Here is a 24209-nt window from a genome sequence, read left to right as displayed (position 1 = left end):
TGAGGAGTTCCTCAGAGGCGCTCGCGCTCGAAGGATGCGCGCATATCCTGTACGGATGACCGCTTCCCGCTCCGGTCTCGCGCTCGACGAGCTCAGTGCTGAGATCCGCCCCCAGGACGACCTCTTCCGCCACGTGAACGGTGCGTGGCTGGAGCGGACCGAGATCCCCGAGGACAAGGCCCGCTGGGGCTCGTTCCACCTGATCGCCGAGCAGGCCGAGAAGGACGTGCGGGCGATCGTCGAAGAGACACGGGATGCCGAGCCCGGCTCCGAGTCACGCAAGATCGGCGATCTGTACTCGAGCTTCATGGACACCGAGCGCATCGCCGCGCTCGGCGTCGCACCGCTGCACGACCAGCTCGCCCAGGCCGACGCGATCGACTCGATCCCCGCCCTGCTGCGCGCGCTCGGCGAACTCGAGCGCGACGGGATCGGGGGCCTCATCGGCCTGTACGTCGAGCCCGATCCGGGCAGCCCCGACCGCTACGTGCCGTTCCTCGTGCAGGGCGGACTGTCGCTGCCCGATGAGAGCTACTACCGGCTCGAGAACTTCGACGCCGTGCGCACGGCGTATCGCGCACACATCGAGAAGATGCTGGAGCTGGCCGGTATCGCCGACGCCGCGGCATCCGCCGACCGCATCTTCGCGCTCGAGACCGAGATCGCCTCGCACCACTGGGACAACGTACGCAGCCGCGATGCGGTCGCGACCTACAACCTGAAGTCGTGGGACGAGGTCACCGCGCTCGCCGGGGTGGACCTGCACCCGTGGCTCGAGGGCACCGCACCCGGACGCGAGGAGGCGTTCGCCGAGGCGAACGTCTACCAGCCGAGCTTCATCGAGGGACTCGGTTCGCTGCTGAGCGAAGAGCGCCTGGAGGACTGGAAGGCGTGGGTGCGCTGGCGGATCGTGCACGGTGCCGCGGCATTCCTGCCCGATGAGTTCGTCGACGAGAACTTCGCGTTCTACGGCACGCAGCTGACCGGAGTGCCGGTCAATCGCGAGCGCTGGAAGCGCGGTGTGGGCCTCGCCGAGGCCGCGATGGGCGAGGCGATCGGCCGCGTCTACGTGGAGCGTCACTTCCCGCCGGCGGCGAAGGAGGCGATGGACGAACTCGTCGCGAACCTCATCGAGGCGTACCGGCAGAGCATCACGAATCTCGAGTGGATGAGCCCTGAGACGCGAGAGCGGGCGCTCGCGAAGCTCGACGCCTTCACCCCGAAGATCGGGTACCCCGTCAAGTGGCGCGACTACTCGGCGCTCGAGATCGACGCCGCCGACCTCATCGGCAACGTCCGCCGCGCGCACGTCCACGAGCACGACCGTCAGATCGGCCGCATCGGCGGACCCGTCGATCGCGACGAGTGGTACATGACGCCGCAGACGGTCAACGCGTACTACAACCCGCTCATGAACGAGATCGTCTTCCCGGCGGCCATCCTGCAGCATCCGTTCTTCGAGTCCGACCGCGACGCCGCAGCGAATTACGGCGGCATCGGTGCGGTGATCGGGCACGAGATCGGCCACGGCTTCGACGACCAGGGCAGCCGCTTCGACGGCGACGGGTCGCTCCGCGACTGGTGGACGGATGCCGACCGTACGGCGTTCGAAGAGCGCACGAGCGTGCTCATCGAGCAGTACAACGCCCTCGTTCCCCGCGGCCTCGCGGAGGAGAACCACGTCAGCGGCGCGCTCACGATCGGCGAGAACATCGGCGACCTCGGCGGACTCGGCATCGCGATCAAGGCGTACGAACTGTCGCTCGACGGCGCGGAGGCACCGGTGATCGACGGATTCACCGGCATCCAGCGGCTCCTGTTGTCGTGGGCGCAGATCTGGCAGCAGAAGGGGCGGGATGCCGAGACGATCCGCCTGCTCACGATCGACCCGCATTCGCCGAACGAATTCCGCTGCAACCAGATCGTCCGCAACATCGACGCGTTCTACGACGCGTTCGATGTGACGGAGTCGGATGAGCTCTGGCTCGACGCCGACAAACGCGTCACCATTTGGTGAGGCGTCCCCGCTAGAATCGCCGCGCACGCCACCCGAGTGCGCAGCGGCCGGACCGCAGGAGAACACGCGTTTTCGCAAGCGGTGTTCGGTGTGCCCGTCGAAGACCGCAGACCCCCTGGACACGGGAAGGAACCACGTGGGCATCGCCCCTGAACCTCGTCGTGACGCGGAGTCCCTCCGCAGCTCGCGGCGCGGTGGTCGCCGGCTTCCGCGTCGCGCGGCGGTCGGCCGTCGCTCGTTCACCGCGACGCTGAAGGCGCTGGATGAGCTCGCCGCGAGCGGCGCGCGGATCTCCGTGCGCATCACGGACCTCGATCGCGGGACCTCCGTCCTCGCCGGGGACGACTTCGTCACGCTCCCGGTCGCCGGTCTCGGCGTGGTGCCGCTGCTGATCGAGGTCGCATCGGGCTTCGAGTCGGGTTCTCTCGACCCGCTCGAGATCATCGAGAAGTCGAGCATCGGGCCGGTTGCCGGAGCGGGCGTGTGGCAGTACCTGAAGGCGCCGGCGCTGCCGCTGTCGGATCTCGCGGTACTCGCGGCATCCGCAGGTGATGCGCTGGCGGCGAACGCCCTGATCGGGCGGGTCGGGCTGCCTGCGGTCCGCGCGCGCATCGAGCAGCTGGGCTTCGCGCACACGGCCCTGTTGGATCTCTTCCGCGACGAACGCGGCCCCGATGACGCCCCGCACGTCGCGCTGGGCTCGGCGCGGGAACTCGCGGAGCTGTTCGCGGCGCTGGTGAATTCGAGCGCCGTGTCGGCCGGAGTCAGCGCGCAGGTGGCGGAGTGGCTGAGCCTGAACCAGGATCTCTCGCTCGTGGGCTCGGCGACGGGCCTCGACGCCTTCGATCACGAGAACGACGAGCACGGGCTGCTCTTCGTGAACAAGACGGGTCGGGATGCCGGAATCCGTGTCGAGGCGGGCGTTCTCGGCGGTCCGCGCGCGGGGGTCGCCTATGCACTCATCGTGTGCTTCGACGACCTGTCGATCGCGCACCGGCTCCGCGCACACGAGGCGTTCCGCACCCTCGGCACGGACCTCATGGAGTACGTGTTCTGACCTGCGTGCCGGTCAGGGGCGGTCGCTGAAGACGATCGTCTGGTTGCCGTGGCGGATCACACGGTCCTCGGCATGCCACTGGACGGCGCGGGAGAGGACGGCGCGCTCCACATATGCTCCGTGTGCCTGCAGAGCGGCGGCATCCATCGCGTGGTTCACCCGCGCGACGTCCTGCTCGATGATCGGGCCCTCGTCGAGGTCCTTCGTGACGTAGTGGCTCGTTGCTCCGATGAGCTTGACGCCGCGCTCCTTCGCCCGGCGGTAGGGAGCTGCGCCGACGAACGCGGGCAGGAACGAGTGGTGGATGTTGATCACCGGTACGCCGACGGTCTCGAGGAAGTCCTCCGAGATGATCTGCATGTAGCGGGCGAGCACGATGAAGTCGACGTTGTCCTTCACGAGTTCGAGGATCTTCGCTTCGGCCGCTGACTTGTCGGTGCCCTGCGAGGGCACGTGGAAGAACGGGATGCCGAACGAGCGGACGTCCTCGGCGGTGTTGGTGTGATTCGAGATCACCATCGGGATCGTGACGGGCAGCTCGCCGCGCCGGTGCCGCCAGAGCAGCTCGAGCAGGCAGTGATCGGACGTCGAGGCGAGGATCGCCATGCGCTTGGGCACGGACTGGTCGGTCAGCGTCCACTCCATGCCGAAATCGGCGAGGGTCGCCTGGATGTCCGCTTCGATCTCGGGCATGGATGCCGCCAGGTCAGCGCGGTGGAAGACCACCCTCTGGAAGAAGGCTCCGCCGTCGGCGTCATCGGAGTACTGGTCGAGCTGGACGATGTTGCCCTGGTTCCGGGTGATGAGCGCCGTGACGGCTGCCACGATGCCCGGCCGGTCGGGGCCGTGGACGATCAGGCAGGCGTGGTCGCGCAGGGACTCGTTTCGCGCTGGCATGCGTCAAGCCTGGCATGAGCGCGTCGGTGATCAGAACGGTGGGACGGAGGTGTCCGCGCTCGTTCGGAAGTGCACGCCGAGAGACGGGGGATCCTCGATGTAGATGCGCCCGAGCGGAGAGGTCCACTCGAGGACGCCGTCGCTGAGCTGTCGGACCCGCCAGGCGGTGAACTGCTTCATCGAATGATGGCGTTGGCACAGGTGGGCGAGGTTGCGCACGTGGGTCTCGCCGCCGAGCGCGTGATCCACCGTGTGGTCGACCTCGCATCGGATCGCCGGCTGCCGGCATCCGGGGAATCTGCAGTGCTGGTCGCGGGCCCGAAGGTGACGGTCGATCGCGGCGGTGCGCTGGTAGGTGTCGACGTGCAGCACGGCGCCGGTCACCGGGTGGGTGAGGATGCGCTCCCACGGGCTCCAGGTGAGGCAGGCCAGTTCGCGCGCGGTTTCGGGATCGATCGGTGCACGTCCGACGAGATCGGCCGCCTGATCGTCGGAGCCGAGCAGCGTGAGAGCCGGAACGACGATCTGCACGCGTGCCCGGATCGCGCCGAGCGTGCCGGGGCCGTCGTCGTCGCGGGTCGGGTCGGCGCCCGGCATCGACGTCAGCAGCATGTCCGCGACCAGGTCCGCGCGGAGCTGATCCATCGAGCGCGTGTCCGACGCGATCTGCTGCGGGGTGAGCGACGCGGATGCCGGGGGAGCGGCATCCGTCGAGGAATCGGCGGGCGTCATCGCGCGCGCCCGCGATCGAGCGTCGACGATCGTGTGCGCCTGCTGGGTGAGGCGGTCGAAGATGGCATCGACGAGCACCGTCGGGGCGATCGTGGTGAGCGCCGACATGCCGTCGGCGAGGGTCATGATCTTCACCGCGCGCTGCTCGCGCGCGTCGTGGTGACGTTCGGCGAGTGTGCGCGGATGCATGTTCTCGGCGATGAGCTCGAGCCGTGTCCGCACGCGCCCGGCGGTGTCGATCTCGCACTCGCGAAGGGCCGTCGCCTCGAACTCGGCACGGTACTCGGGCGGCAGGACGACGCCGGTGTCGACGATCGCGCGCACATGAGCACGGGTGATCAGGCCGTCCTGCCAGGCTTGGAGAGTCATCGGATAGTCCTGGACGAGCTCGGTGGCGTCGCCGATCTGACGCTGCACGGAACGGTCGGAGGTGCGCATGACCCCGGCCACTTCGGCGGCGATCGCACGCAGGGCCATGTCGTGATCGCGCACTTTCGCCGACGAGCGGGCGGCCTGCGTGCGGGCGAGGTCTCCTGCCCGGGCGAGGGCGCGCGTCTGCGCCGCCTGTGCAGCCGCGAGGAGGGCCGTGGACTTCTCGACGTCGGCGACGATCTCAGCGAGGGCGGCGGTGTCCGCGTCGCTGAAGCCGATGACGTCGTTCGAATGCATGTTCTAATGATGGCAGGGGCCTCCGACATCGATCGGGCCTCCCGCACCCCCTTTTCCCCCCTTCGTCGCCGCGAGTACTGGTGCACCCGGGCGGTCGGGTGTAGACCGAGCGCGGGGAAGGACAGAGGAAAGGTCGGATTCGATGAAGAAGTCAACGCGCCTGCGGGTGCTCCTCTCCGGTGTGATCGCGGTGGCGCTGTCGCTGTCCGCCGTCCCGGCGATGGCCGCATCGCCCCGAACGGCGCCGCCGGCGAACTACACGTGCAGCGGCGGTGAGATCCCATCGGGAAGCTACGCGAACGTCTCGGTGACGGGTCCGTGCACGGTCGGCGTCGGAGCAGTGATCGACATCACCGGCAATGTCAGCGTCGCCGCCGGCGCCTCACTGGACGCCCAGAGTGCATCGGCGACGATCTCGGTCGCCCGCAATGTCACGGCATCCGCCGGCTCGTTCCTCGGCCTGGGCTGTCAGCCGCCCTCTTACACCGGCAACTCCGCGCACGAGTGCACCGTCGATCCGGAAGGTGTATCGGTGATCAGCGTCGGGGGGAACGTCACGGCGAACGGCGCGATGGCCGTGATGCTCAACGGCATCACGGTGCGCGGCAACGTCACCCTCACCGGTGGCGGATCGACGATCCCGTGGTCGATCAAGAACAACGCGATCGACGGAAACCTCACGGTCACCGGTCAGCGGACGGAGTGGCTCGGCGCCCTGTTCAACACGATCGGGGGCAATGCGACGCTCACGAACATCGCGCTCAGCGACCCGCACCCGGGTGCGCCCGGCGTCTACATCGTGCGGAACAACGTCGCGCGCAACCTCACGTGCAACGGCCTGACGCCGGGAGTGTCGGGCGGGTTCGTACCTGGCAGCGTGAACGTCGTGGGAGGCAACGCCACCGGGCAGTGCGCGGCACTCGTGTGATGGGGAGGCAGATCAGGCCGCGTGACCAGCGCCTGCACAGGCGGGCGCCCTAGACTCGTCGAGGACCCGCAACAAGGTCCCCGGACGACGGATCAGTACCCGGTGAGCGACAAGACTGGCCATGGAGGCGAGTCTCATGTCGTGGGTCATCCTTGTTCTGTCCGGAGTCCTCGAGGCCGTGTGGGCGACCGCGCTCGGCAAGTCCGAGGGCTTCACGAAGCTCTGGCCGACCGTGGTGTTCGGTGTCGCCCTGGTGGCGAGCATGGGCGGTCTCGCGTGGGCGATGCGCGACATCTCGACGGGCACCGCGTACGCGGTGTGGGTCGGGATCGGTGCGGCGCTCACGGTGGCGTACGCCATGATCACGGGCGCCGAGCCCTTCTCGATCGTGCGGATGCTGCTGCTGCTCGGCCTGGTCGGCTGCGTGATCGGTCTGAAGCTGGTCGGCGGCGAGTAGGGGAGCGCCGGCATCCGGGGCCCACCCGGCTGAGCGGGCGTAGACTCCCGGGGTGGATATTCGCATGACGCCTTCAGGCGTGAGGAGGTCGTCGACGCTCACCGCGTCGACAGACGGTCGAGCCTGACCTCCCGTCACCCTCCCGTCGAGTGCACTCGCGCTCCGGCATCCGTCACGAACGTCGCTTTCCGGCGACCCCACCGAAGAAAGTCATCATGCGATCCTTCACCGACGCCCAGATCCGGGCATCCTTCGTCAACGCTTCGCGCAGCGAACTGAAGAACCTCACACTGCCGGCCGATTTCGACGCCCGGGATTTCTCCCCGCTCGACTATCTCGGCTGGCGGGATCCGAAGCTTCCGAACGTCGCGTACGTCGTCGCCGAGATCGACGACGAAGCCGTCGGCATCCTGCTCCGCCGCGCCGACGCACGACCGCGCAGCCGCGCGCAGTGCGCGTGGTGCGCCGACGTGCAGCTGCCGAACGACGTCGTCTTCTTCTCGACCAAGCGAGCGGGTGCCGCCGGACGTCGCGGGGATACCGTGGGCACGCTCATCTGCGAGAACTTCGAGTGCTCGCAGAACGTGCGCAGACTGCCGCCGAGCGCGTACCTCGGGTTCGACCGCGAAGCGGCGCGCGACCGCCGGATCGAGGCGCTCCGGCAGAGCGTCGACGGGTTCGTGCGTGACGTGCGCGGCGAGGGCTGACCCGCCCATTCGTTCCCCGTCCACCCCCAGCCGCCGACGTACCACCGGTGGCAATCTGGAACCACACCACGATCAGGAGACCCCATGAAGCACCGCACACTCGCCGGACGACAGGTTTCGGCCATCGGACTCGGTGCCATGCCGCTGTCGATGAACAACGACGGGGAGTACCCGGCGCTCGAAGACGCGATCGCGACCGTGCACGCGGCCCTCGATGCGGGGGTGACGCTCATCGACACCGCGGACATCTACGCCCCGGCGTGGAACGAGATGGGTCACAACGAGCGGATCGTCGCCGAGGCCCTTCGCACCTGGAGTGGAGATGCGTCGAGCATCTTCGTGGCGACCAAGGGCGGCATCACGCGCAGCGAGGGGGAGAAGTGGGGCCGGGACGGGTCGGCGGCGTATCTTCGGAGCGCGCTCGAGCGTTCGCTCGAGATCCTCGGCGTGGACAGCATCGACCTCTACCAGTACCACCGCCCCGACCGCTGGCTCGTGTACGGCGAGATCATGGCGACGCTCGCGGGCTTCAAGGAGGAGGGGCTCGTCCGCGCGGTCGGCATCTCGAACGCGAGCGTCGAGGAGATCGAGATCGCCCAGCACGTGCTCGGGGACGGTGGCCTCGCGAGCGTGCAGAACGAGTTCTCGCCGAAGCATCCGGGCAGCATCGACGAGCTCCGCTACTGCGGCGATCACGGCATCGCCTTCCTCCCGTGGAGCCCGCTCGGCGGCACCGGCGGCGGCGGACGCAACGTCGGCGACCGCTTCTCGGCCTTCCGCGAGATCGGCGAAGCACGCGGCGTCAGCCCGCAGCAGGTCGTGCTGGCGTGGGAACTCGCGCTGGACCCGCATGTGATCCCGATTCCGGGCGCGCGGCGAGCGGCATCCATCGTCGACTCCGCCAAGGCGACGGATCTCGACCTCAGCGGCGACGAGGTCGCGGCCCTGTCACGCTCGGTGGAGATCTTCGAGGACTGAGCTCGCGGCCCGTGGGGGTCAGATGCGCTCCGCGATCACGCGTGCGGTCGCGACCGGGTCGGGGCGGTGCATGACGGATTCCGGGACGATCACGAGGTCCGCGGCGGCCATCTCCTCGGCCAGCCGGTCTGCGGCGCGGATGAGCATCGGGAACGTCTGCTCACCGCGCAGGATCGTGACCGGCAGCGCGACGGAGAGCATCTCCGGCGTCGGCGTCGAGACCGCTGCCGTCAGTCGCGCGTCGTAGACCGTCGACTGCGCGAGCCCGACGAGGTGCGGGAACAGGTCGCTCTGCCGGATCTGGTCGACCATCCCACGCGGCAGCTCGACGCCCTCGAGCTGGAACGTCACGACGGCGTCGTCAGGCTGGCCGGAGTCGATGAGCTCCTGCAGCCGCTCCGCCAGCCGAGGATCGGGTTCGCCCACGCCGAACCGGAAAGGCGGCTCTGACACGAACAGTGCGGTGATCGGCACGCCGCGCGCGGCGGCGGAGAGGGCGAGGACGGCACCCGAGGAGTGGCCGAGCACGATCGCCTGCCCACCCACCGCGTCGATGACCGCGGCCAGATCGGCGACCTCGTCGTCGGGCGTCGACCCGCGCCGATCGCCGCTCGAACCTCGTCCCCGACGATCGACCGTGACGGCGCGGAAGCCGGCATCCGCCAGGGCGGAGGCGATCCCGGCGCCGTCGGCGGCCTCCGAGAACGCGCCGCCGACGACCACGACGGGAGGGCCGTCCCCGATCTTCTCGAACGCGATCGTGATGCCGTCGGCAGAGGTGGTGGTGTCCATGCCGATAACCAAGCACGGCCCGCCGACATCCGCGAGGGGCCTACCAGCCTTTCGGGCCGAGCGACCCGGCCGCGTATTCCTCGAGCGGGACCTCGTTCTTCTTCCACGCGCGGAGGACCGGCGCCACGATGCGCCAGCACTCCTCCGCCATGTCCGCCCGCACGGACAGCAGCGGATCGCCCTCGACGATGCCTTGCAGCACCTGACCGTAGGGCAGAAGATGCCCGGGCTCCTTCTTCGCGACGAGCATGCTGCGCTCGAGGCCGAACGGGTCACCGCTGCCGTTCATGGTCACCCCGAGCTCGACCGCGCCGGATTTGAGGTCGAGCATGATCGAATCCGGCTCGGGGGCGCCCCCGAAACCGGGGATCTCCGGCACCGGACGCATGTGCACGCGCACCTGCGTCACGTACTGACCGAGCGCCTTGCCCGACCGCAGCACGAACGGCACGCCTCGCCAGCGCGCCGTGTCGACCTCGAGAGTGATCTGGGCGAGCGTCTCGGTGTTCAGCGCCGGGTCCACACCCTCCTCGTCGGCGTAGGACGGCAGTCGGCGGTCCCCGACCTTGCCGGCGGTGTACCGCGCTCGGCGGCTCGAGGCGACCGGGTCGTCGTCCCACACGTGCGTGGCACGCAGCACCTGGGCGGCGTTCGAACGGAGCTCCACCTCGTTCAACCGCGGCGGCTGCTCCATCGCGACCAGGGCCAGCACTTCGAGCAGGTGGCTCTGCAGCATGTCGACCAGCGCGCCCGCGTGGTCGTAGTAGCCGCCGCGCCCCTCGAGCCCGAGCAGCTCGTCGTAGATGATCTCGACGCGCTCGATGCGGCGGGCATCCCACACCGACTCGAAGAACTGATTCGCGAAGCGGAGCCCGAGGATGTTGAGCACCATAGACATCCCGAGGAAATGATCGATGCGGAACACCTGCTCTTCGGGCACGAGCTGCGCGATCACGCGGTTCAGTGCCCGCGCGGAGCGCAGGTCCGTCCCGAACGGCTTCTCCAGCGCGAGGCGGGTGCCCTCGGGCAGCTCCACTTTCCGCAGCGCGGCGCAGACCGTGACGGTGACCGCGGGCGGCAGGGCGAAGTAGATGACGGGCGTGTGGTCGCACGCTTCGAGCAGGGTCCTCAAGTGAGCGGCATCCGTCACGTCGCCCGTGATGTAGCGCGCCGACTCGAGGTAGCGGTCGGCGTTCTCGGGGTGGGTGACCTGGCTGAAGCTGTCGCGGATCAGCGCTCTCCACTCCGCGTCGGTGCGCTCCTCCCGGGCAGCGCCGATGACCTGAACGTCGTACTCGTGCTCGGACAGCAGACTCGCCAGGCCCGGGATCAGGAGGCGCCTGGTGAGGTCGCCCCCCGCGCCGAGGATCAGCAGGCTGACGCTCTGGGGTTCGCGCTTCCTGCTCATGCGGAATCCGAATCCGCCTTCCGGCTGCCGGCCTCGAGCACGTCTCCCGCGGGGAGCTCCTTGTGCCCGCCGAACTGCAGGCGCATCGCCGAGAGCAGCTGATTCGCGTAGTGGTCCTCTCCGCGGGAGGCGAAGCGTTCGAACAGCGCGGCGCTCAGCACGGGGACCGGAACACCGGTGTCCACGGCCGCCTTGATCGTCCAGCGCCCCTCGCCCGAGTCGGACACGCGTCCGGCGAGCGAGTCGAGCGTGGGGTTCTCCTCGAGCGCCGCCGCGGTGAGATCCAGCAGCCACGACGAGATCACCGAACCGCGGCGCCAGAGCTCCGTCACTTTCGGGGTGTCGATCGTGAACTGGTAGAACTCCGGCTCCTCCAGCGGCGCGACCTCGGCCGAGTGCTCGGATTCGCGGATGCCGGCATCCGCGTTCTCGAGGATGTTGAGCCCCTCCGCCAGGGCGGCCATGATGCCGTATTCGATGCCGTTGTGCACCATCTTCACGTAGTGGCCCGCGCCGGACGGGCCGCAGTGCAGGTACCCCTGCTCCTCCGGCGCGAAGTCGCCCTCGCGGCCGGGGGTCCGCGGGATCTCGCCCGGACCCGGTGCGATCGTCTTCAGGATCGGCTCGATGATCCGCACGGCCTCGTCCGGCCCGCCCACCATGAGGCAGTACCCCCGCTCGAGGCCGAAGACGCCGCCGCTCGTGCCGACGTCGACGTAGTGGATGCCGCGCTCGGTGAGCTTCTTCGCCCGGCGGACGTCATCGCGGTAGTTCGAGTTGCCGCCGTCGATGATGATGTCGCCCGGTTCGAGGTGCGCGGCGACCTCATCGACGACTCTGCCGGTCAGGCCCGCGGGGATCATGAGCCAGACCACGCGCGGCGACTGCAGCTTCTGCGCGAGCTCTGCGAGGCTGCGACTGCCGTCTGCGCCCTCGCTCTCCAGCGCCGCGACCGCCGCCTCGGTGACGTCGTACACGACGGCTTCGTGCCCGTCGCGCATGAGTCTGCGCACGAGGTTCCCGCCCATCCGGCCGAGGCCGACCATTCCCAGTCGCATGCTTCCTCCACGTTGTCGTCCCACCCGCATCACGGCGGATCACCGGAGTCTACGGCTGGTGATCGGATGCGGGTCCGAGGGTGGCGGTGACGGCACGGCGCCTGGGACACTGAACGCGACGCCCGACCCCAGCGCGGGGCCACCCGACGGGCGGAAAGGTCTACGGACTGCTGCCGGTGCTCATCGGCTTCACCGCGACCGCCCTCGTGCTGGTGGTCGCGACCCGGGGGCGGCTCGGCTACGGCGCGTATCTGCAGCGCGCGGGCCGCTGAGTCCTGGGGCTGCCGTCCGCCGAGGTGGGGGGTTGTCCGCCGAGGTGGTGGGTTCTGCGCCGAGGTGGTGGGTTCTGCGCCGAGGTGGTGCACACCATCTGGGGGAAAGGGGAACCACCTCGACGGAAGGGGGACCATCTCGACGGAGAGTGGGACACTCGCGGCGGAGGGCTACACTCGGATTCCTCCGTCCGGTCCCCTCGCGCGCGCTGAAAGGCAGGTGGCCTCGTGCCCGACCTGGTCACCGGACCCCCTCAGCGGACCCGCGAGTCCGGGGGAGGCATCCGCGTCTCTGCAGAAGTGGACGGCGCGCAGCCGCTCTGGTTCAGCGTCGATGAGACCTTCGCCGAGATGCTCTCCGAACGGGCCGACCACATCGCGGTCGCGCTGCTGCTCCCCGCGATGCGCTACGGGCGGAACCTGCATGTCGGCGGCACCGTCACGGACACGCTTCTGCACCGGCTGAACCACGACGCGCAGGCACTCGTGCGCAGCGTGCATCCCGAATACCGGACCATCACGGTGACTGCGGACGAGACCGCCGAAGCCGGCTCGCCCGCCGCGGGCGTCGCGACCGGCTTCTCGGGCGGCGTCGACAGCTTCGCGACGCTCAGCGAGTACACCGGCGACGGCGTGCCGTCCAGCCTTCGGGTCACGCACCTGCTCAACAACAACGTCGGCGCGCACGGGGACGACGGTGCGGACCTCTGGCAGAAGCGGTTCGACGGGCTTCGGCCGGTCGCGCAGGAACTCGGTCTCCCGTTCATCCGCGTCGACAGCAACATCGGCGAGCACTATCCGCGCATGGGGTTCATGCAGACCGTCACCTTCCGCAACGCCGCGGTCATCCACGTGCTCGGCGGGGGGATCGGCCGCTCGTATCACGCGTCGGAGGGCTCGTTCGGGAACATCAGCATGCCGCCGCGGCACGGCGACATCGGCCTCGTGGGAGCCATGACCTTTCCACTCCTGTCGACCGCCGCGCTGACGTTGGAGTCCACGAGCTCAGGGATGTCCCGGGTCGAGCGCACGCTCGCACTCGTCGGGCGCCCGGTGTCCCGGCACCTCGACGTGTGCGTCGACGCGAACCCCGACCGCACGACCAACTGCTCGCACTGCTGGAAGTGCATGCGCACGATGCTCACGCTCGAGATCGCGGGCAGTCTCGACGAATTCGTCCCCGCCGTGTTCGTCCGCGAGCCGTACGAGCGACGCCGCGAGCAGTACTACGCCGAGCTCCTGTCCTCCACTGAACCCAACGACATCGAACTCGTGGAATTCGGTGACGCCCACGGGTGGCATTGGGGCCTCGGCGCTCGCGGGCGCGCGCTGGCGCGCCGCACCGAAGAGCATGCTCGGGATGCCGCGCGCGGCATCCGGCGTCGTCTGCGGCGCTGACCCCCAGGTCGTCGCTGGGCCCCGAGATGGTGGATTCTGCGCCGAAGTGGTGGGTCTTCTTGCGAGATGGTGGGTCTTCTTGCGAGGTGGTGCGCACCATTTCGGCGGAGAAGGGACCATCTCGGCGGAGAAGGGACCATTTCGGCGGAGAAGGGACCATTTCGGCGGAAGAGGGACCATCTCGGCGGAAGAGGGACCATCTCGGCGGGAGAAGGACCGGCGCGGGGGCCGGAGCGCGGGAGCTACGCGGTTGCGAGGGGCCAGCCGGTGTACGCCTCGGCCAGATAGGTCTGGCCGGCCTCGGACTCCACGATCGAGCGCAGCTCGCCGAGCTGACGCATCCGGTCGAAATCCGTCGCGTCAGCGGTCACGTGCAGCATGCTCGTCATCCACCAGGAGAAGTGCTGCGCCTTCCAGATGCGGCGCCGGGCGGCATCCGCGAAGTCGTCGATGCGCCGCTCGTCGCCTTCGAGCAGGAGCGCCTGCAGGGCGAGGTTCAGCAGGATCACGTCGGCGACGGCGAGGTTCATGCCCTTCGCGCCGGTCGGCGGCACGGTGTGGGCGGCATCCCCGACGATCGCGACACGACCCTTCCGCAGTTCATGCGCGACGAAGCTGCGGAAGCGCAGCACGTCGCGCTGGAAGATCGGTCCCTCTTTCAGCGTCGTGCCCGGTACGCGCTTCTGCAGCTCTTCCCACAGCTGCGCTTCCGAGTACGCCGCCGTGTCGGCATCCGGATCGCACTGGAAGTACATGCGCTGCACGGTGGCGCTGCGCTGACTGATCAGCGCGAAGCCGTCGGGGGAGTTGCTGTAGATGAGCTCGTCCGCGCTCGGCGGTGCTTCGGTGAGGATGCCGAACCACGCGAACGGGTATTCGCGGAAGTATCCGCCGAACGCGGATCCGGTCACGACCGGCCGCGCGACACTGCGCGAGCCGTCGGCGCCCACCACGAAGTCCGCCTCGATCACGAGCGGCTGCCCGTCGGCGTCGGTCGCGATCACCCGCGGGCGCTCGGTCCCGGCATCCTCGATGCCGTTGACGGTGATGCCGAAGCGGAGGTCCTGCCCGCCGGCGAGGCGCGCGGCGATGAGATCCTTCAGCACTTCGTGCTGCGGGTAGAGCCACACGCTGCGTCCGACGAGCGAGGGGAAGTCGATGCGGTGCCCCTCGCCGGCGAAGCGCATCTCGATGCCGTCGTGGCGGTGCCCGACCGTCCGGGCGCGACTGTGCTCGCCGAGCGAGTCGAGGACCTCGACCGTGCCCTGCTCGAGAATGCCGGCGCGGATGGTCGACTCGATCTGCTCGCGCGTGCGCTGGTCGACGACGACCGACTCGATGCCGGCATCTGCGAGCAGGTGCGACAGCAGGAGGCCGGCGGGCCCGGCGCCGACGATCGCGACGCGGGTGCGGACGGTGGTGGTCATGACGTCTCCTTCGACGGGGATGCTGTCCGCCGAGTGTCCGCCCCGCCCCCGCGTCCTCGCCCGTCATCTCCCATTCAACGGGACCCCTTCTTCTCCCTCGGGTCGCGAGTGCACGGGATGCCGCCGAGTGCACGGCTTCATCGCGCCAAGAACCCGTGCGCTCGGCGCGAAGTCGTGCACTCGGCGCAACGGGGGCTCAACCCCGGAAACCCAGTGCCTGCTCGATATCGCGCTTGCCGGCGTGCAGATCGCGCAGTGCGGGCTCGGTCGGTGCGTCGCGGGGCAGCACGACCGAGAGGGCGGCCGTGACGCGGCCGGCCTCGTCGCGCACCGGCACGGCGACACCGGTCGAGACCGTCTCGATGAACCCGCGGGCGACGGCGTGGCCGAGCGTGCGGACTTCGGCGAGCTTGCGGCGGAGCACCGCGGGATCGGTGATCGTCTCGCGGGTGAGGGCGATGAGCGGCTCGGCGAGGACGCGCTCCTGCAGCTCGCGCTCGCCGAACGCGAGCAGCACGAGACCTGACGACGATGCGTGCAGGGGGAGGCGTCCTGCGATCCGCGTGATGTTCGCGCCGGAGTCGGGGGCGCTCAGCCGCTCGAGGAAGAGCGCCTCGTCCTGCTCGAGGATCGCGAGCTGCGTGTGCTCGCGGACACGCGCCTGGACGCGCTCCATCGCGGGCATCGCGACCTGCCGCAGGCGCAGCGCCTGCGACGAGCGGGTCGCGAGCTCCCACAGCCGCACGCCGATGCGGATGCGACGGTCGTCGTCGCGCTCGAGCAGTCCGGCGTCGACGAGCTCGCCGACGATGCGGTGCGCGCTGGATCCCGGGAGCCCCGCGCGCCGGCCGATCTCGGCCGCGGTCTGTACCGTCCGGGTGGGGGTGAAGGTCTCGAGCACCCGCACGAGCCGGTCGGTGACCGAGTCGCCCGACGGGGAGTTCGCCATGCCGCCAGCATCCCACGACTCCCATTGAGTGGGAAACGCCGGACCGCAGTACCCTCAGGGGATGGCCGATGAACCCTGGTCTCCCCTCGAGCCGCGCGCCGTCGCGGAGCTCTTCGACGGGACCGCCGCGCGCTGGTGGATCTCCGGCGGCGTCGCGCTCGACCTGTTCGCCGGACGGGCGATCCGCGAGCGACCGAACATCGACGTCAGCACGATCCCGACGGACGTTCCACCCCTGATCGCCGCACTGCCGCCGGAGTGGAGCGCGTGGGCGGTCCAGGACGACACGCTCGTCGCGCTCGGCGAGGTGCCCGCCGACGCCGACGTGCAGATCATCCAGGTCCGCGACGACCGTCGGGGGACGTGGGTCCTGCGGCTGAATGTCGAGGACGGGACGGATGCCGCGTGGCTCTACCGCCGCGACCCCCGCCTGCAGCTGCCCTGGGACCGCGCGGTGCGCGAGGTCGACGGCATTTCGACCGGCGCCCCCGAAGTGCAGCTCGTCTGGAAGGCGCTGCGACCCCGACCGCAGGATGACGCCGATAAGGATGCCGTGCTCCCGCTCCTGGATGAGCAGGCGCGGGCGTGGTGGGAGCGGGCGATCCTCTCGATCCATCCGCACTCGTCGTGGTCGATCCCGGTGCGCACGCCTCGCTTTCCCGCCAAGGCCAGCTGGAATCGCCCGGGACGCTAGCCCGCGCGGTACTCGTCCGCCGCGACGGCGTCGACGGCGATCGAGCGGAACCAGCGCTGCGGTGATGTGAGGCTCGCCTCGCTGCGCGTGTAGACCGAGACCGGCGTGCTGCTGCCCGGCCAGGGGAGCTCGGCGATCCGGAGGTCCGGGAACCACCCGCAGAACACCTCCGCGACGTGCCGGGGGAGCAGCACGACCAGGTCCGTCGCCTGCAGGACCGCCGGGACGCTCGCATACTCCTCCACCGAGAGGGCGACCTGGGGCATCAAGCCGTGCTCGATCAGGGCCTGCAGGGGGAAGACGTGCCCCCCTCGGGCGGAGACGCGGACGAACCTGCGGCCCGCGAACATCTCCGGGCCGACCGGCGGCAGCGGGTGTGCGGCCGCGGAGAGGGCCACGTATTCGACGTTCCGCACCGGCGTGCGCCACAGACGTGGGGTCGCCAGCAGCGAGACGGTGATCGCGAGGTCGATCGTGCCGCGGATGAGTCCGTCCTCCACGAAGTCGGCGTCCAGGCGCTGCACCTGCAGATGCACGCCGGGGGCCGTGCGCGCGAGTGCCGCCATGAGCGGCGGCAGGAACGTCTGCTCGCCGATCGAGGTGAGGGCGAGCGCGATCTCGCCGGCGAAGGTGCCCGGATCGAACTCCTCCGGGTCGCTCACGGTCGCATCGATCTGCGCGAGCGCCTCGTGCAGCGGACCGAACAGCCGGGTGGCGTGGGCGGTCGGCACCATGACGTTGCCCTCGCGGCGGAACAGCTCATCACCGAAGCGGTCGCGCAGGCGCCCGAGCGTGTAGCTCACCGTCGGCTGGGTGACGTGCAGGCGGGCCGCCGCCGCCGAGACGGAGCGCAGTTCGTACAGGACGACGAATGTGCGCAACTGGTTCAGGTCGGTGAGGGCCACCCATCGATCGTATCTATAGGCGAACGCGATGGAATCTATTGGACTGAAGTCCGACGACCGACCTAACCTCGGAAGGAGCGCACGCAGCGACGCAGCACGAAGGACTCGCGATGATCATCGACATCCACGGCCACTACACGACCGCGCCCGCGCAGCTCGGCGCGTGGCGGGACCTGCAGGTCGCGTTCGCCGAGGGTGCCGGTGACGAGCCGTCGCCCTCCGATCTGCACATCAGCGACGAGGACATCCGCGAGACGATCGAGGCCAACCAGCTCCGCCTGATGGACGAGCGCGGCAGTGACATCACGGTCTTCAGTCCGCGGGCGTCCTTCATGGCGCACCACATCGGAGACTTCGCCGTCAGCGCGACGTGGGCACGCATCTGCAACGACCTCGTCGCGCGCGTCTCGCAGCTCTTCCCCGACCGCTTCCTGCCCGGCGCGATGCTGCCGCAGTCGCCGGGCGTCGACCAGAAGACCACGCTCGCCGAGCTCGACCGTGCGGTGAACGAGCTCGGCGTCGTCACGGTCAACATCAACCCCGATCCCTCGGGAGGGCTCTGGACCGCGCCGCTGCTGACCGACCAGCTGGTACCCGCTCTACGAGAAGCTCGTCGAGTACGAGCTGCCCGCGATGATCCACGTCAGCACATCGTGCAAGCCGCAGTTCCACACGACCGGCGATCACTACCTCGGCGCGGACACGACCGCGTTCATGCAGCTGCTCAAGGGCGACCTCTTCCGCGACTTCCCCGATCTGAAGTTCGTCATCCCGCACGGCGGCGGCGCGGTGCCGTACCACTGGGGGCGCTTCCGTGGGCTCGCGATGGCCCTCGGCAAACCGGAGCTCGAGGAGCACCTGCTCGGCAACGTCCACTTCGACACGTGCGTGTACCACCAGCCCGGCATCGACCTGCTCACGCAGGTCATCCCGACCTCGAACATCCTGTTCGCGAGCGAGATGATCGGCGCCGTGCGCGACATCGATCCCCGCACCGGCCACTACTTCGACGACACCAAGCGCTACGTGGACGCGACCGCGAATCTCGACGACGGGCAGCGCCGGCAGGTCTTCGAGGGCAATGCGCGCCGCATCTACCCCCGCGTCGACCGCGCCCTCGCCGCCCGCGGACTCTGAACACCAGGAGGAACACCGTGACCCAGCGCCTGAACGACCTCGGGATCGTCCGCACCGGCATCCCGCGGCCAGACCCCGCCGACGTCGCGCGCCTGTCGAAGTTCGGCGTCGCCACGATCCACGAGGCCATGGGCCGGGTGGGGCTCCTTCGCCCCTACATCCGCCCGGCGTACACGGGTGCGAAACTGTGCGGACCCGCGGTGACCGTGCTGCTGCAGCCGGGTGACAACTGGATGTTCCACGTCGCGGCCGAACAGGTGCAGGAAGGTGACGTCATCGTCGCCGGATGCACGACCGAGAGCGAGGACGGCTTCTTCGGCGAGCTCCTCGCGACCTCGCTCACCGCCCGCGGTTGCAAGGGGCTCGTGATCGACGGCGGCGTCCGCGACGTCGCCGACCTCGAGAAGATGGACTTCCCGGTGTTCTCGCGCGCGATCAATGCCAAGGGCACCGTCAAGGCGACCCTGGGTTCGGTCAACATCCCCGTCGTGGTCGCGAACGCACTCGTGAACCCGGGCGATGTCGTCGTCGCCGACGTCGACGGCGTCGTCGTCGTGCCCCGCGATCTCGTCGGCGCCGTCGCGGACGCCTCGGCCGCCAGGGAGGCGAACGAGGAGGCCAAGCGCGAGAAGTTCCGCGCCGGCGTCCTCGGCCTCGACATCTACGGCATGCGCGAGCCGCTCGCGAAGGCGGGCCTGACCTACGTGGAGGCGGGCTCATGACGGGCACCGAGGCCATCGCGCACGGCCACACCAGCGGCGGCTTCGAGAAGACCCCGGGCTGGCTCGACTGGTACGACGGCCCGAGCGTGCCGACGTTCCGTGTGCCCGTCGGTGCCGTGGACGCGCACTGCCACGTGTTCGGCCCGGGCGCGGAGTTCCCGTTCGCCCCGGAGCGCAAGTACACGCCGTGCGACGCCTCGGCGGACCAGCTGTTCGCCCTGCGCGACCGCCTCGGGTTCGACCGCAACGTCATCGTGCAGGCGACGTGCCACGGCGCCGACAACCGCGCCCTCGTGGATGCCCTCCGCCGGAGCGGCGGGCGGGCGCGCGGTGTCGCAACCGTGCGGAAAGACGTGACGGATGCCGAGCTCGCCGACCTGCACGACGCGGGCGTCCGCGGCGTGCGGTTCAACTTCGTGAAGCGTCTCGTGGACCGCCTCGACACCGCGTCGCTCGAGGAGATCGTGACGAAGATCGCGCCGCTCGGCTGGCACGTCGTGATCTACTTCGAGGCCGAGGACCTGCCCGAGCTCTACGACTTCTTCTCCGGCATCCCCACGGATGTCGTCGTGGACCACATGGGTCGCCCGGATGTCACGAAGGATCCTGACGGACCCGAGTTCGGGCTCTTCCTGCGGTTCCTCCGCGAGAACCCGAACGTGTGGACCAAGGTCTCGTGCCCGGAGCGCCTCTCGGTCACGGGACCCCGGGCACTCGACGGCGAGCAGCACGCGTACACCGACGTCGTGCCGTTCGCCCGACGCGTGGTCGAGGAGTTCTCCGACCGCGTGCTGTGGGGGACCGACTGGCCCCACCCGAACCTGAAGGACCACATGCCCGACGACGGGCTGCTGGTCGACTACATCCCGCAGATCGCGACGACGGAGGCGCTGCAGCACAAGCTGCTCGTCGAGAACCCGTTGCGCCTCTACTGGCCCGAAGGAGCATGAGATGGCACTGGACAAGCCGTACAAGAACATCCCCGGCACGACGATCTTCGACGCCGATCAGGCGCGCAAGGGGTATCACCTCAACCAGTTCTCGATGTCGCTCATGAAGCCGGAGAACCGCGAGCGGTACCTCGCCGATCGTGAGGCCTACCTCGACGAGTGGCCGCTGACCCCCGTCCAGCGTCAGGCCGTGCTCGACCTAGACCTGAACACGTGCATCGCCGAGGGCGGCAACATCTACTTCCTGAGCAAGATCGGCGCCACGCACGGGCTGAGCTTCCAGCAGATGGCCGGGTCGATGACGGGCATGAGCGAGGCCGCCTACCGCGACATGATGGTCTCGGGCGGTCGTCGTCCCGAGGGGAATCGCCTCAAGGACCTCGACGGCTGGGCGCCGCCGTCGACCGAGAAGGCGACGACGATGCGGCCGGACGCGCCGGCGAGGTTCACCTCGGCGCTGTTCACGTCGCACGTGCCGGCGATCGGCGCCGCGATGGATCACGGCAAGACCCAGGAGCCGTACTGGAAGAAGGTCTTCGACGGCTACGAGTGGACCCGGAAATGGGCGAAGGAGAACACGCCCGACGTCGTGATCCTCGTCTACAACGACCACGCGACCGCGTTCGACTCCAACATCATCCCGACGTTCGTGCTCGGTACCGGCGAGCACTATCCGGTCGCCGACGAAGGCTACGGCCCGCGTCCCGTGCCGGATGTGAAGGGGTACCCCGAGCTCGCCGCCCACATCGCCCAGTCCGTGATCCAGGACGACTTCGACCTCACCCTCGTGAACGAGATGGTCGTCGACCACGGACTGACCGTGCCGCTCTCGCTCGTGTTCGGCGATGTCGAGGAGTGGCCCTGCCGGGTCATCCCGCTCCCCGTGAACGTCGTGCAGTATCCCGTTCCGTCGGGGCGCCGCTGCTACGAGCTCGGCAAGGCGATCCGCCGGGCCCTGGACAAGTGGGAGGGCCCCGAACTCAACGTGCAGATCTGGGGCACGGGCGGGATGAGCCACCAGCTGCAGGGACCCCGCGCCGGCCTGATCAACGAGGAGTGGGACAACGCGTTCCTGGACCACCTGATCGCCGACCCGCTGGGGCTCACCGAATGGTCGCACATGGAGTACGTCGACGAGGCGGGCTCGGAGGGTATCGAGCTCGTGGACTGGCTGATCGCGCGCGGCGCGATGGACGACCAGTTCGGCGGTGGCGCGCCCGACGTGAACCACCGGTTCTATCACGTGCCGGCATCCAACACCGCCGTCGGCCACCTCGTGATCAGCAACCCCGTCGCGCCCGAGGCCGACGCTGCCGACACTGTGAGCGCCACCGTCCCCGAGGAAGTCACCGTATGACTGAGAAGGTCCGGGTCGCCGTCGTCGGCGCCGCCGGCGCGTTCGGCATGAAGCACCTCGACGGTCTCGCCCAGGTCGACGACGCCGAGGTCACGGTCGTGAGCGGCACGCGTCCCGAGCCGACGCAGGCGGTCGCCGAGAGATACGGCGTGCCGGCCGCGGTCGTGGGACTGGATGCCGTCCTCGAGCGCGACGACGTCGACGCGGTGATCCTCGCCACGCCGACCCAGATGCACGCCGCGCAGACCCAGGCGGTGCTCGCCGCCGGCAAGCACGTGCAGGTGGAGATCCCCCTCGCGGACTCGCTCGCCGACGCCCAGGCCACCCTCGCCGCGGCGGAGGCGTCGGACCGCGTGGCGATGGTGGGCCACACCCGCCGCTTCAACCCGTCGCACCAGTGGGTGCATGAGCGCGTGACGGCGGGCGAGTTCGCCGTGCAGCAGATGGACGTGCAGACGTACTTCTTCCGTCGCACGAACACGAACGCGAAGGGGGAGCCGCGCTCGTGGACCGACCACCTGCTGTGGCACCACGCCGCGCACACGGTCGACCTGTTCGCCTACCAGGCGGGTCGGATCGTGCAGGCCAACGCCCTGCAGGGTCCGCTGCACCCCGTGCTCGGCATCGCGATGGACATGTCGATCCAGCTCAAGAGCGAGACCGGAGCGATCTGCACGCTGTCGCTGTCGTTCAACAACGAGGGACCGTTCGGAACGTTCTTCCGCTATATCGGCGACACCGGCACCTACATCGCCCGCTACGACGACCTCGTCGACGGCGCGGAGAACCCGATCGACGTGTCGCAGGTCGCGGTGAGCATGAACGGGATCGAGCTGCAGGACCGCGAGTTCATCGCCGCGATCCGCGAGGGTCGCGAGCCGAACTCCTCCGTGCGGCAGGTGCTGGACTGCTACCGGGTGCTGGCGGAACTGGAGGAACAGCTCGCGTGATCCTGCCCCGGCTCGGGCTCGGCTGCATGTCGCTGAGCCATGCGTACGGCATCCCGCCCTCACCCGAGGAAGGTCTCGCGGTGCTGCGTGCCGCGCTCGAGGAGGGCGTCGGGATGCTGGACACCGCGACCCTGTACGGCGGCGGCCGCAACGAGGAGCTCGTCGGGCGCGCGCTCGCGGCTCTCGGCTCGGCGCGCCGTGATGAGGTCGTGCTCGCGAGCAAGGGAGGGATGGCCCTCGTCGACGGCGTGAAGACGATCGACGGGCGGCCCGAGACGCTGCGCGCGCAGGCCGACGCCTCGCTGCGCCGCCTCGGCGTCGAGCACATCGACCTGTACTACCTGCACCGGTGGGACCGCGGCGTGCCGATCGGCGAGAGCGTCGGTGCGCTCGCCGAGCTCGTCGCGGCCGGCAAGATCGGCGCGATCGGGCTGTCGGAAGTGTCGGTCGCACGTCTGCGCGAAGCGCTCGAGGTCGCTCCGATCGCCGCCGTGCAGAACGAGTACTCGCTGTGGAGCCGCAACGCCGAACTCGGGATGCTGGACGAGACGCGCCGGCAGGGCGTGGCGTTCGTCGCGTTCTCGCCGGTCGCCCGCGGGTTCCTCGCGGACGCCGTGGGCGATCCGGAGGAGTTCGCACCGAAGGACATCCGACGGGCGATGCCGCGCTTCCAACCGCCTTTCTGGGCAGCCAACGCCGCGCTCCTTCCCGCGTGGCGTGCGCTCGCCGCCGAGGCCGGCTGCACGCCCGCCCAGCTCGCCCTGACATGGCTGCTCGCGCGCGGCGTCGTGCCGATTCCGGGCACCACCTCGGTGGCCCATCTGCGTGAGAACCAGGCGGCGCTGTCCCTGGTGGTGGATGCGGGGCTGCTCGCGCGCGCCGGTGAACTCATCGACACAAGGACGGTCGCGGGTCCCCGCTACGGCGCCGCGCAGTCCGCCGAGGTCGATGCGGAATCCTTCGATCACACAGCGTCGGAGCTCGAGGGCGCTCCGGCGCCTGAGGGCGAGGCGGCGGCCTCGGTTTCGGCGACGGGCGAGGTCAGACGATGAGGGCGATCTCGTCGATGGCGACCCGCCACCTGCTGGCCGACCTCGCGGCCCGGGCGGCGGATGCCGGCTTCGGCCTCCTCGAGATCGAATCGGTCGGCGGGGTCGACGCCGCGCGGCGGGTCGCCGCGGGGGTGCCGTTCGACCTCGTGTTCCTCGCCGCCGACGCGCTCGAGCGCCTGGCCGCCGCGGGGCACGTGGATGCGGCATCCGTCACCCCGATCGCCGTGTCGCAGGTCGCCGTCGCCGTTCCAGGAGCCGGCTCGATCGACGGCCCGGCCTTCGCGGACGCCGCAGGGGTGCGTGAGGCGCTCCGGGCGGCCACGCGCATCGGGTTCTCGACCGGCCCGAGCGGCACCGCGCTCCGCGCACTGATCGAGGAGTGGGGCCTGAGCGCCGAGATCGGCGATCGGCTCGTGCAGGCGCGGGCGGGCGTGCCCGTCGCGCAGCTGCTCGCGGACGGCGAGGTGGACCTCGGGTTCCAGCAGCTGAGCGAGCTCGCCGGCCAGCCGGGGATCCGCATCCTCGGGACGCTCCCGCGCGACTGCGCGATCGACACCGTGTTCGCCGGTGCGGTGACCACGGACTCGCGCGCCGCGCGCGGGTTGCTGGCGTTCTTCGGGGGTCGTGCGGCGGCATCCGTCGTACGCGCCCACAGTTTCGACCCGCCCGCGTGAGCCGCGCGCCCTATGCTGGCGC

At 69.6% G+C, this 24209-nt stretch carries 23 protein-coding genes, 1 pseudogene and 1 riboswitch; of the genes and pseudogenes, 16 read left to right on the top strand and 8 right to left on the bottom strand.

Annotation, left to right across the window (positions count from 1 at the left end; all coding sequences use genetic code 11):
• Nucleotides 1–55 precede the first annotated feature (55 nt).
• On the top strand, nucleotides 56–2017 hold the full coding sequence (locus tag ABD197_RS00250) for a M13 family metallopeptidase (protein WP_344050415.1): 1962 nt from the start codon (nucleotides 56–58) through the stop codon (nucleotides 2015–2017).
• Between the two features lie 136 nt (nucleotides 2018–2153).
• Entirely contained in the window at nucleotides 2154–3074 is a 921-nt protein-coding gene (locus ABD197_RS00245; RefSeq protein ID WP_425560990.1) for a serine hydrolase, read from the top strand.
• Between the two features lie 12 nt (nucleotides 3075–3086).
• Here the strand turns inward: ABD197_RS00245 and purU are convergent, their stop codons facing one another.
• Together purU and ABD197_RS00235 are read right to left on the bottom strand one after the other, a co-directional pair.
• The gene (gene purU, locus ABD197_RS00240; protein WP_344050413.1) at nucleotides 3087–3971 is read right to left on the bottom strand and encodes a formyltetrahydrofolate deformylase; all 885 of its coding nucleotides are present in this window, start codon (nucleotides 3969–3971) and stop codon (nucleotides 3087–3089) included.
• Between the two features lie 30 nt (nucleotides 3972–4001).
• Entirely contained in the window at nucleotides 4002–5372 is a 1371-nt protein-coding gene (locus ABD197_RS00235) for an HNH endonuclease signature motif containing protein (protein ID WP_344050411.1), read from the bottom strand.
• Between the two features lie 142 nt (nucleotides 5373–5514).
• On the opposite strand from ABD197_RS00235, the gene ABD197_RS00230 reads away from it, so the two are divergent.
• The 4 genes from ABD197_RS00230 (at nucleotide 5515) to ABD197_RS00215 (ending at nucleotide 8442) form a co-directional block, all read left to right on the top strand.
• Nucleotides 5515–6300: a hypothetical protein gene (locus tag ABD197_RS00230; protein ID WP_344050409.1), complete on the top strand. Its 786-nt coding sequence runs from the start codon at nucleotides 5515–5517 to the stop codon at nucleotides 6298–6300.
• A gap of 57 nt (nucleotides 6301–6357) precedes the next feature.
• A riboswitch (guanidine-III (ykkC-III) riboswitch) is annotated at nucleotides 6358–6424 on the top strand.
• A 12-nt stretch (nucleotides 6425–6436) separates the two neighbouring features.
• Nucleotides 6437–6757, top strand: coding sequence for a DMT family transporter (locus ABD197_RS00225; protein WP_344050407.1), 321 nt, complete (start codon nucleotides 6437–6439; stop codon nucleotides 6755–6757).
• Between the two features lie 215 nt (nucleotides 6758–6972).
• On the top strand, nucleotides 6973–7464 hold the full coding sequence (locus ABD197_RS00220; RefSeq protein ID WP_344050405.1) for an FBP domain-containing protein: 492 nt from the start codon (nucleotides 6973–6975) through the stop codon (nucleotides 7462–7464).
• A gap of 84 nt (nucleotides 7465–7548) precedes the next feature.
• Nucleotides 7549–8442, top strand: coding sequence for an aldo/keto reductase (locus ABD197_RS00215; RefSeq protein ID WP_344050403.1), 894 nt, complete (start codon nucleotides 7549–7551; stop codon nucleotides 8440–8442).
• An 18-nt stretch (nucleotides 8443–8460) separates the two neighbouring features.
• On the opposite strand, the gene ABD197_RS00210 is transcribed toward ABD197_RS00215, so the two are convergent.
• Genes ABD197_RS00210 through gnd form a run of 3 tightly spaced genes read right to left on the bottom strand, consistent with a single transcriptional unit; the run spans nucleotide 8461 to nucleotide 11700 of the window.
• Nucleotides 8461–9234 carry an alpha/beta fold hydrolase gene (locus ABD197_RS00210; protein ID WP_344050401.1) on the bottom strand — a complete coding sequence of 258 codons (774 nt, stop codon included), beginning with the start codon at nucleotides 9232–9234 and terminating at the stop codon, nucleotides 8461–8463.
• 40 nt (nucleotides 9235–9274) lie between these two features.
• Entirely contained in the window at nucleotides 9275–10642 is a 1368-nt protein-coding gene (locus ABD197_RS00205) for a glucose-6-phosphate dehydrogenase (RefSeq protein ID WP_344050399.1), read from the bottom strand.
• Entirely contained in the window at nucleotides 10639–11700 is a 1062-nt protein-coding gene (gnd, locus tag ABD197_RS00200) for a phosphogluconate dehydrogenase (NAD(+)-dependent, decarboxylating) (RefSeq protein ID WP_344050396.1), read from the bottom strand. Before gnd ends, ABD197_RS00205 begins: the two co-directional genes overlap by 4 nt.
• Before the next feature lie 500 nt (nucleotides 11701–12200).
• Between gnd and ABD197_RS00195 the strand changes: the two genes are divergently transcribed.
• Complete coding sequence (locus ABD197_RS00195; RefSeq protein ID WP_344050394.1) at nucleotides 12201–13370, top strand: hypothetical protein; 1170 nt, start codon at nucleotides 12201–12203, stop codon at nucleotides 13368–13370.
• Between the two features lie 242 nt (nucleotides 13371–13612).
• Here ABD197_RS00195 and ABD197_RS00190 read toward each other — a convergent pair whose 3' ends face one another.
• Nucleotides 13613–14797 (bottom strand): 4-hydroxybenzoate 3-monooxygenase, encoded by a 1185-nt coding sequence (locus tag ABD197_RS00190; protein ID WP_344050392.1) that lies wholly within the window; start codon nucleotides 14795–14797, stop codon nucleotides 13613–13615.
• A gap of 196 nt (nucleotides 14798–14993) precedes the next feature.
• A complete protein-coding gene (locus ABD197_RS00185; protein WP_344050390.1) occupies nucleotides 14994–15746 on the bottom strand; it encodes an IclR family transcriptional regulator in 753 nt (250 codons plus the stop codon).
• A 61-nt stretch (nucleotides 15747–15807) separates the two neighbouring features.
• Between ABD197_RS00185 and ABD197_RS00180 the strand changes: the two genes are divergently transcribed.
• Entirely contained in the window at nucleotides 15808–16440 is a 633-nt protein-coding gene (locus tag ABD197_RS00180; protein WP_344050388.1) for a nucleotidyltransferase domain-containing protein, read from the top strand.
• Here the strand turns inward: ABD197_RS00180 and ABD197_RS00175 are convergent.
• Nucleotides 16437–17345 (bottom strand): LysR family transcriptional regulator, encoded by a 909-nt coding sequence (locus tag ABD197_RS00175; protein ID WP_344050386.1) that lies wholly within the window; start codon nucleotides 17343–17345, stop codon nucleotides 16437–16439. The genes ABD197_RS00180 and ABD197_RS00175 overlap by 4 nt on opposite strands.
• 110 nt (nucleotides 17346–17455) lie before the next feature.
• Here ABD197_RS00175 and ABD197_RS00170 point away from each other — a divergent pair.
• From ABD197_RS00170 to ABD197_RS00135, 8 genes and pseudogenes are all read left to right on the top strand, one after another.
• Nucleotides 17456–17899 (top strand): annotated as a pseudogene (locus ABD197_RS00170) (amidohydrolase family protein); the annotation flags it as partial.
• A gap of 79 nt (nucleotides 17900–17978) precedes the next feature.
• A complete protein-coding gene (locus ABD197_RS00165) occupies nucleotides 17979–18482 on the top strand; it encodes an amidohydrolase family protein (RefSeq protein WP_344050383.1) in 504 nt (167 codons plus the stop codon).
• A gap of 17 nt (nucleotides 18483–18499) precedes the next feature.
• Nucleotides 18500–19204 carry a 4-carboxy-4-hydroxy-2-oxoadipate aldolase/oxaloacetate decarboxylase gene (gene ligK / locus ABD197_RS00160; RefSeq protein WP_344055763.1) on the top strand — a complete coding sequence of 235 codons (705 nt, stop codon included), beginning with the start codon at nucleotides 18500–18502 and terminating at the stop codon, nucleotides 19202–19204.
• Entirely contained in the window at nucleotides 19201–20154 is a 954-nt protein-coding gene (locus ABD197_RS00155; RefSeq protein ID WP_344050381.1) for an amidohydrolase family protein, read from the top strand. Before ligK ends, ABD197_RS00155 begins: the two co-directional genes overlap by 4 nt.
• A gap of 1 nt (nucleotide 20155) precedes the next feature.
• On the top strand, nucleotides 20156–21511 hold the full coding sequence (locus ABD197_RS00150; protein ID WP_344050378.1) for a protocatechuate 4,5-dioxygenase subunit alpha/beta: 1356 nt from the start codon (nucleotides 20156–20158) through the stop codon (nucleotides 21509–21511).
• On the top strand, nucleotides 21508–22461 hold the full coding sequence (locus ABD197_RS00145; RefSeq protein ID WP_344050376.1) for a Gfo/Idh/MocA family oxidoreductase: 954 nt from the start codon (nucleotides 21508–21510) through the stop codon (nucleotides 22459–22461). Before ABD197_RS00150 ends, ABD197_RS00145 begins: the two co-directional genes overlap by 4 nt.
• On the top strand, nucleotides 22458–23513 hold the full coding sequence (locus ABD197_RS00140) for an aldo/keto reductase (protein ID WP_344050374.1): 1056 nt from the start codon (nucleotides 22458–22460) through the stop codon (nucleotides 23511–23513). Before ABD197_RS00145 ends, ABD197_RS00140 begins: the two co-directional genes overlap by 4 nt.
• Entirely contained in the window at nucleotides 23510–24187 is a 678-nt protein-coding gene (locus tag ABD197_RS00135) for a substrate-binding domain-containing protein (protein WP_344050372.1), read from the top strand. The genes ABD197_RS00140 and ABD197_RS00135 overlap by 4 nt, the downstream gene beginning before the upstream one ends.
• Nucleotides 24188–24209 lie beyond the last annotated feature (22 nt).

Source organism: Microbacterium lacus, assembly GCF_039531105.1.
GTDB lineage: Bacteria > Actinomycetota > Actinomycetes > Actinomycetales > Microbacteriaceae > Microbacterium > Microbacterium lacus.
The sequence above is the reverse complement of the archived record's forward strand: the minus strand, read 5'-3'. Positions and strand labels throughout refer to the sequence as shown.

Bases quoted from the DNA above. Each gene is read 5' to 3' on its own strand.
- ABD197_RS00155 (WP_344050381.1), top strand. From the start codon at position 19,201: ATGACGGGCACCGAGGCCATCGCGCACGGCCACACCAGCGGCGGCTTC.
- gnd (WP_344050396.1), bottom strand. From the start codon at position 11,700: ATGCGACTGGGAATGGTCGGCCTCGGCCGGATGGGCGGGAACCTCGTG.
- ABD197_RS00235 (WP_344050411.1), bottom strand. From the start codon at position 5,372: ATGCATTCGAACGACGTCATCGGCTTCAGCGACGCGGACACCGCCGCC.
- ABD197_RS00135 (WP_344050372.1), top strand. From the start codon at position 23,510: ATGAGGGCGATCTCGTCGATGGCGACCCGCCACCTGCTGGCCGACCTC.
- ABD197_RS00220 (WP_344050405.1), top strand. From the start codon at position 6,973: ATGCGATCCTTCACCGACGCCCAGATCCGGGCATCCTTCGTCAACGCT.
- ABD197_RS00215 (WP_344050403.1), top strand. From the start codon at position 7,549: ATGAAGCACCGCACACTCGCCGGACGACAGGTTTCGGCCATCGGACTC.
- purU (WP_344050413.1), bottom strand. From the start codon at position 3,971: ATGCCAGCGCGAAACGAGTCCCTGCGCGACCACGCCTGCCTGATCGTC.
- ABD197_RS00210 (WP_344050401.1), bottom strand. From the start codon at position 9,234: ATGGACACCACCACCTCTGCCGACGGCATCACGATCGCGTTCGAGAAG.
- ABD197_RS00145 (WP_344050376.1), top strand. From the start codon at position 21,508: ATGACTGAGAAGGTCCGGGTCGCCGTCGTCGGCGCCGCCGGCGCGTTC.
- ABD197_RS00185 (WP_344050390.1), bottom strand. From the start codon at position 15,746: ATGGCGAACTCCCCGTCGGGCGACTCGGTCACCGACCGGCTCGTGCGG.
- ABD197_RS00230 (WP_344050409.1), top strand. From the start codon at position 5,515: ATGAAGAAGTCAACGCGCCTGCGGGTGCTCCTCTCCGGTGTGATCGCG.
- ABD197_RS00165 (WP_344050383.1), top strand. From the start codon at position 17,979: ATGATCCACGTCAGCACATCGTGCAAGCCGCAGTTCCACACGACCGGC.
- ABD197_RS00150 (WP_344050378.1), top strand. From the start codon at position 20,156: ATGGCACTGGACAAGCCGTACAAGAACATCCCCGGCACGACGATCTTC.
- ABD197_RS00190 (WP_344050392.1), bottom strand. From the start codon at position 14,797: ATGACCACCACCGTCCGCACCCGCGTCGCGATCGTCGGCGCCGGGCCC.
- ABD197_RS00180 (WP_344050388.1), top strand. From the start codon at position 15,808: ATGGCCGATGAACCCTGGTCTCCCCTCGAGCCGCGCGCCGTCGCGGAG.
- ABD197_RS00205 (WP_344050399.1), bottom strand. From the start codon at position 10,642: ATGAGCAGGAAGCGCGAACCCCAGAGCGTCAGCCTGCTGATCCTCGGC.
- ABD197_RS00250 (WP_344050415.1), top strand. From the start codon at position 56: ATGACCGCTTCCCGCTCCGGTCTCGCGCTCGACGAGCTCAGTGCTGAG.
- ABD197_RS00225 (WP_344050407.1), top strand. From the start codon at position 6,437: ATGTCGTGGGTCATCCTTGTTCTGTCCGGAGTCCTCGAGGCCGTGTGG.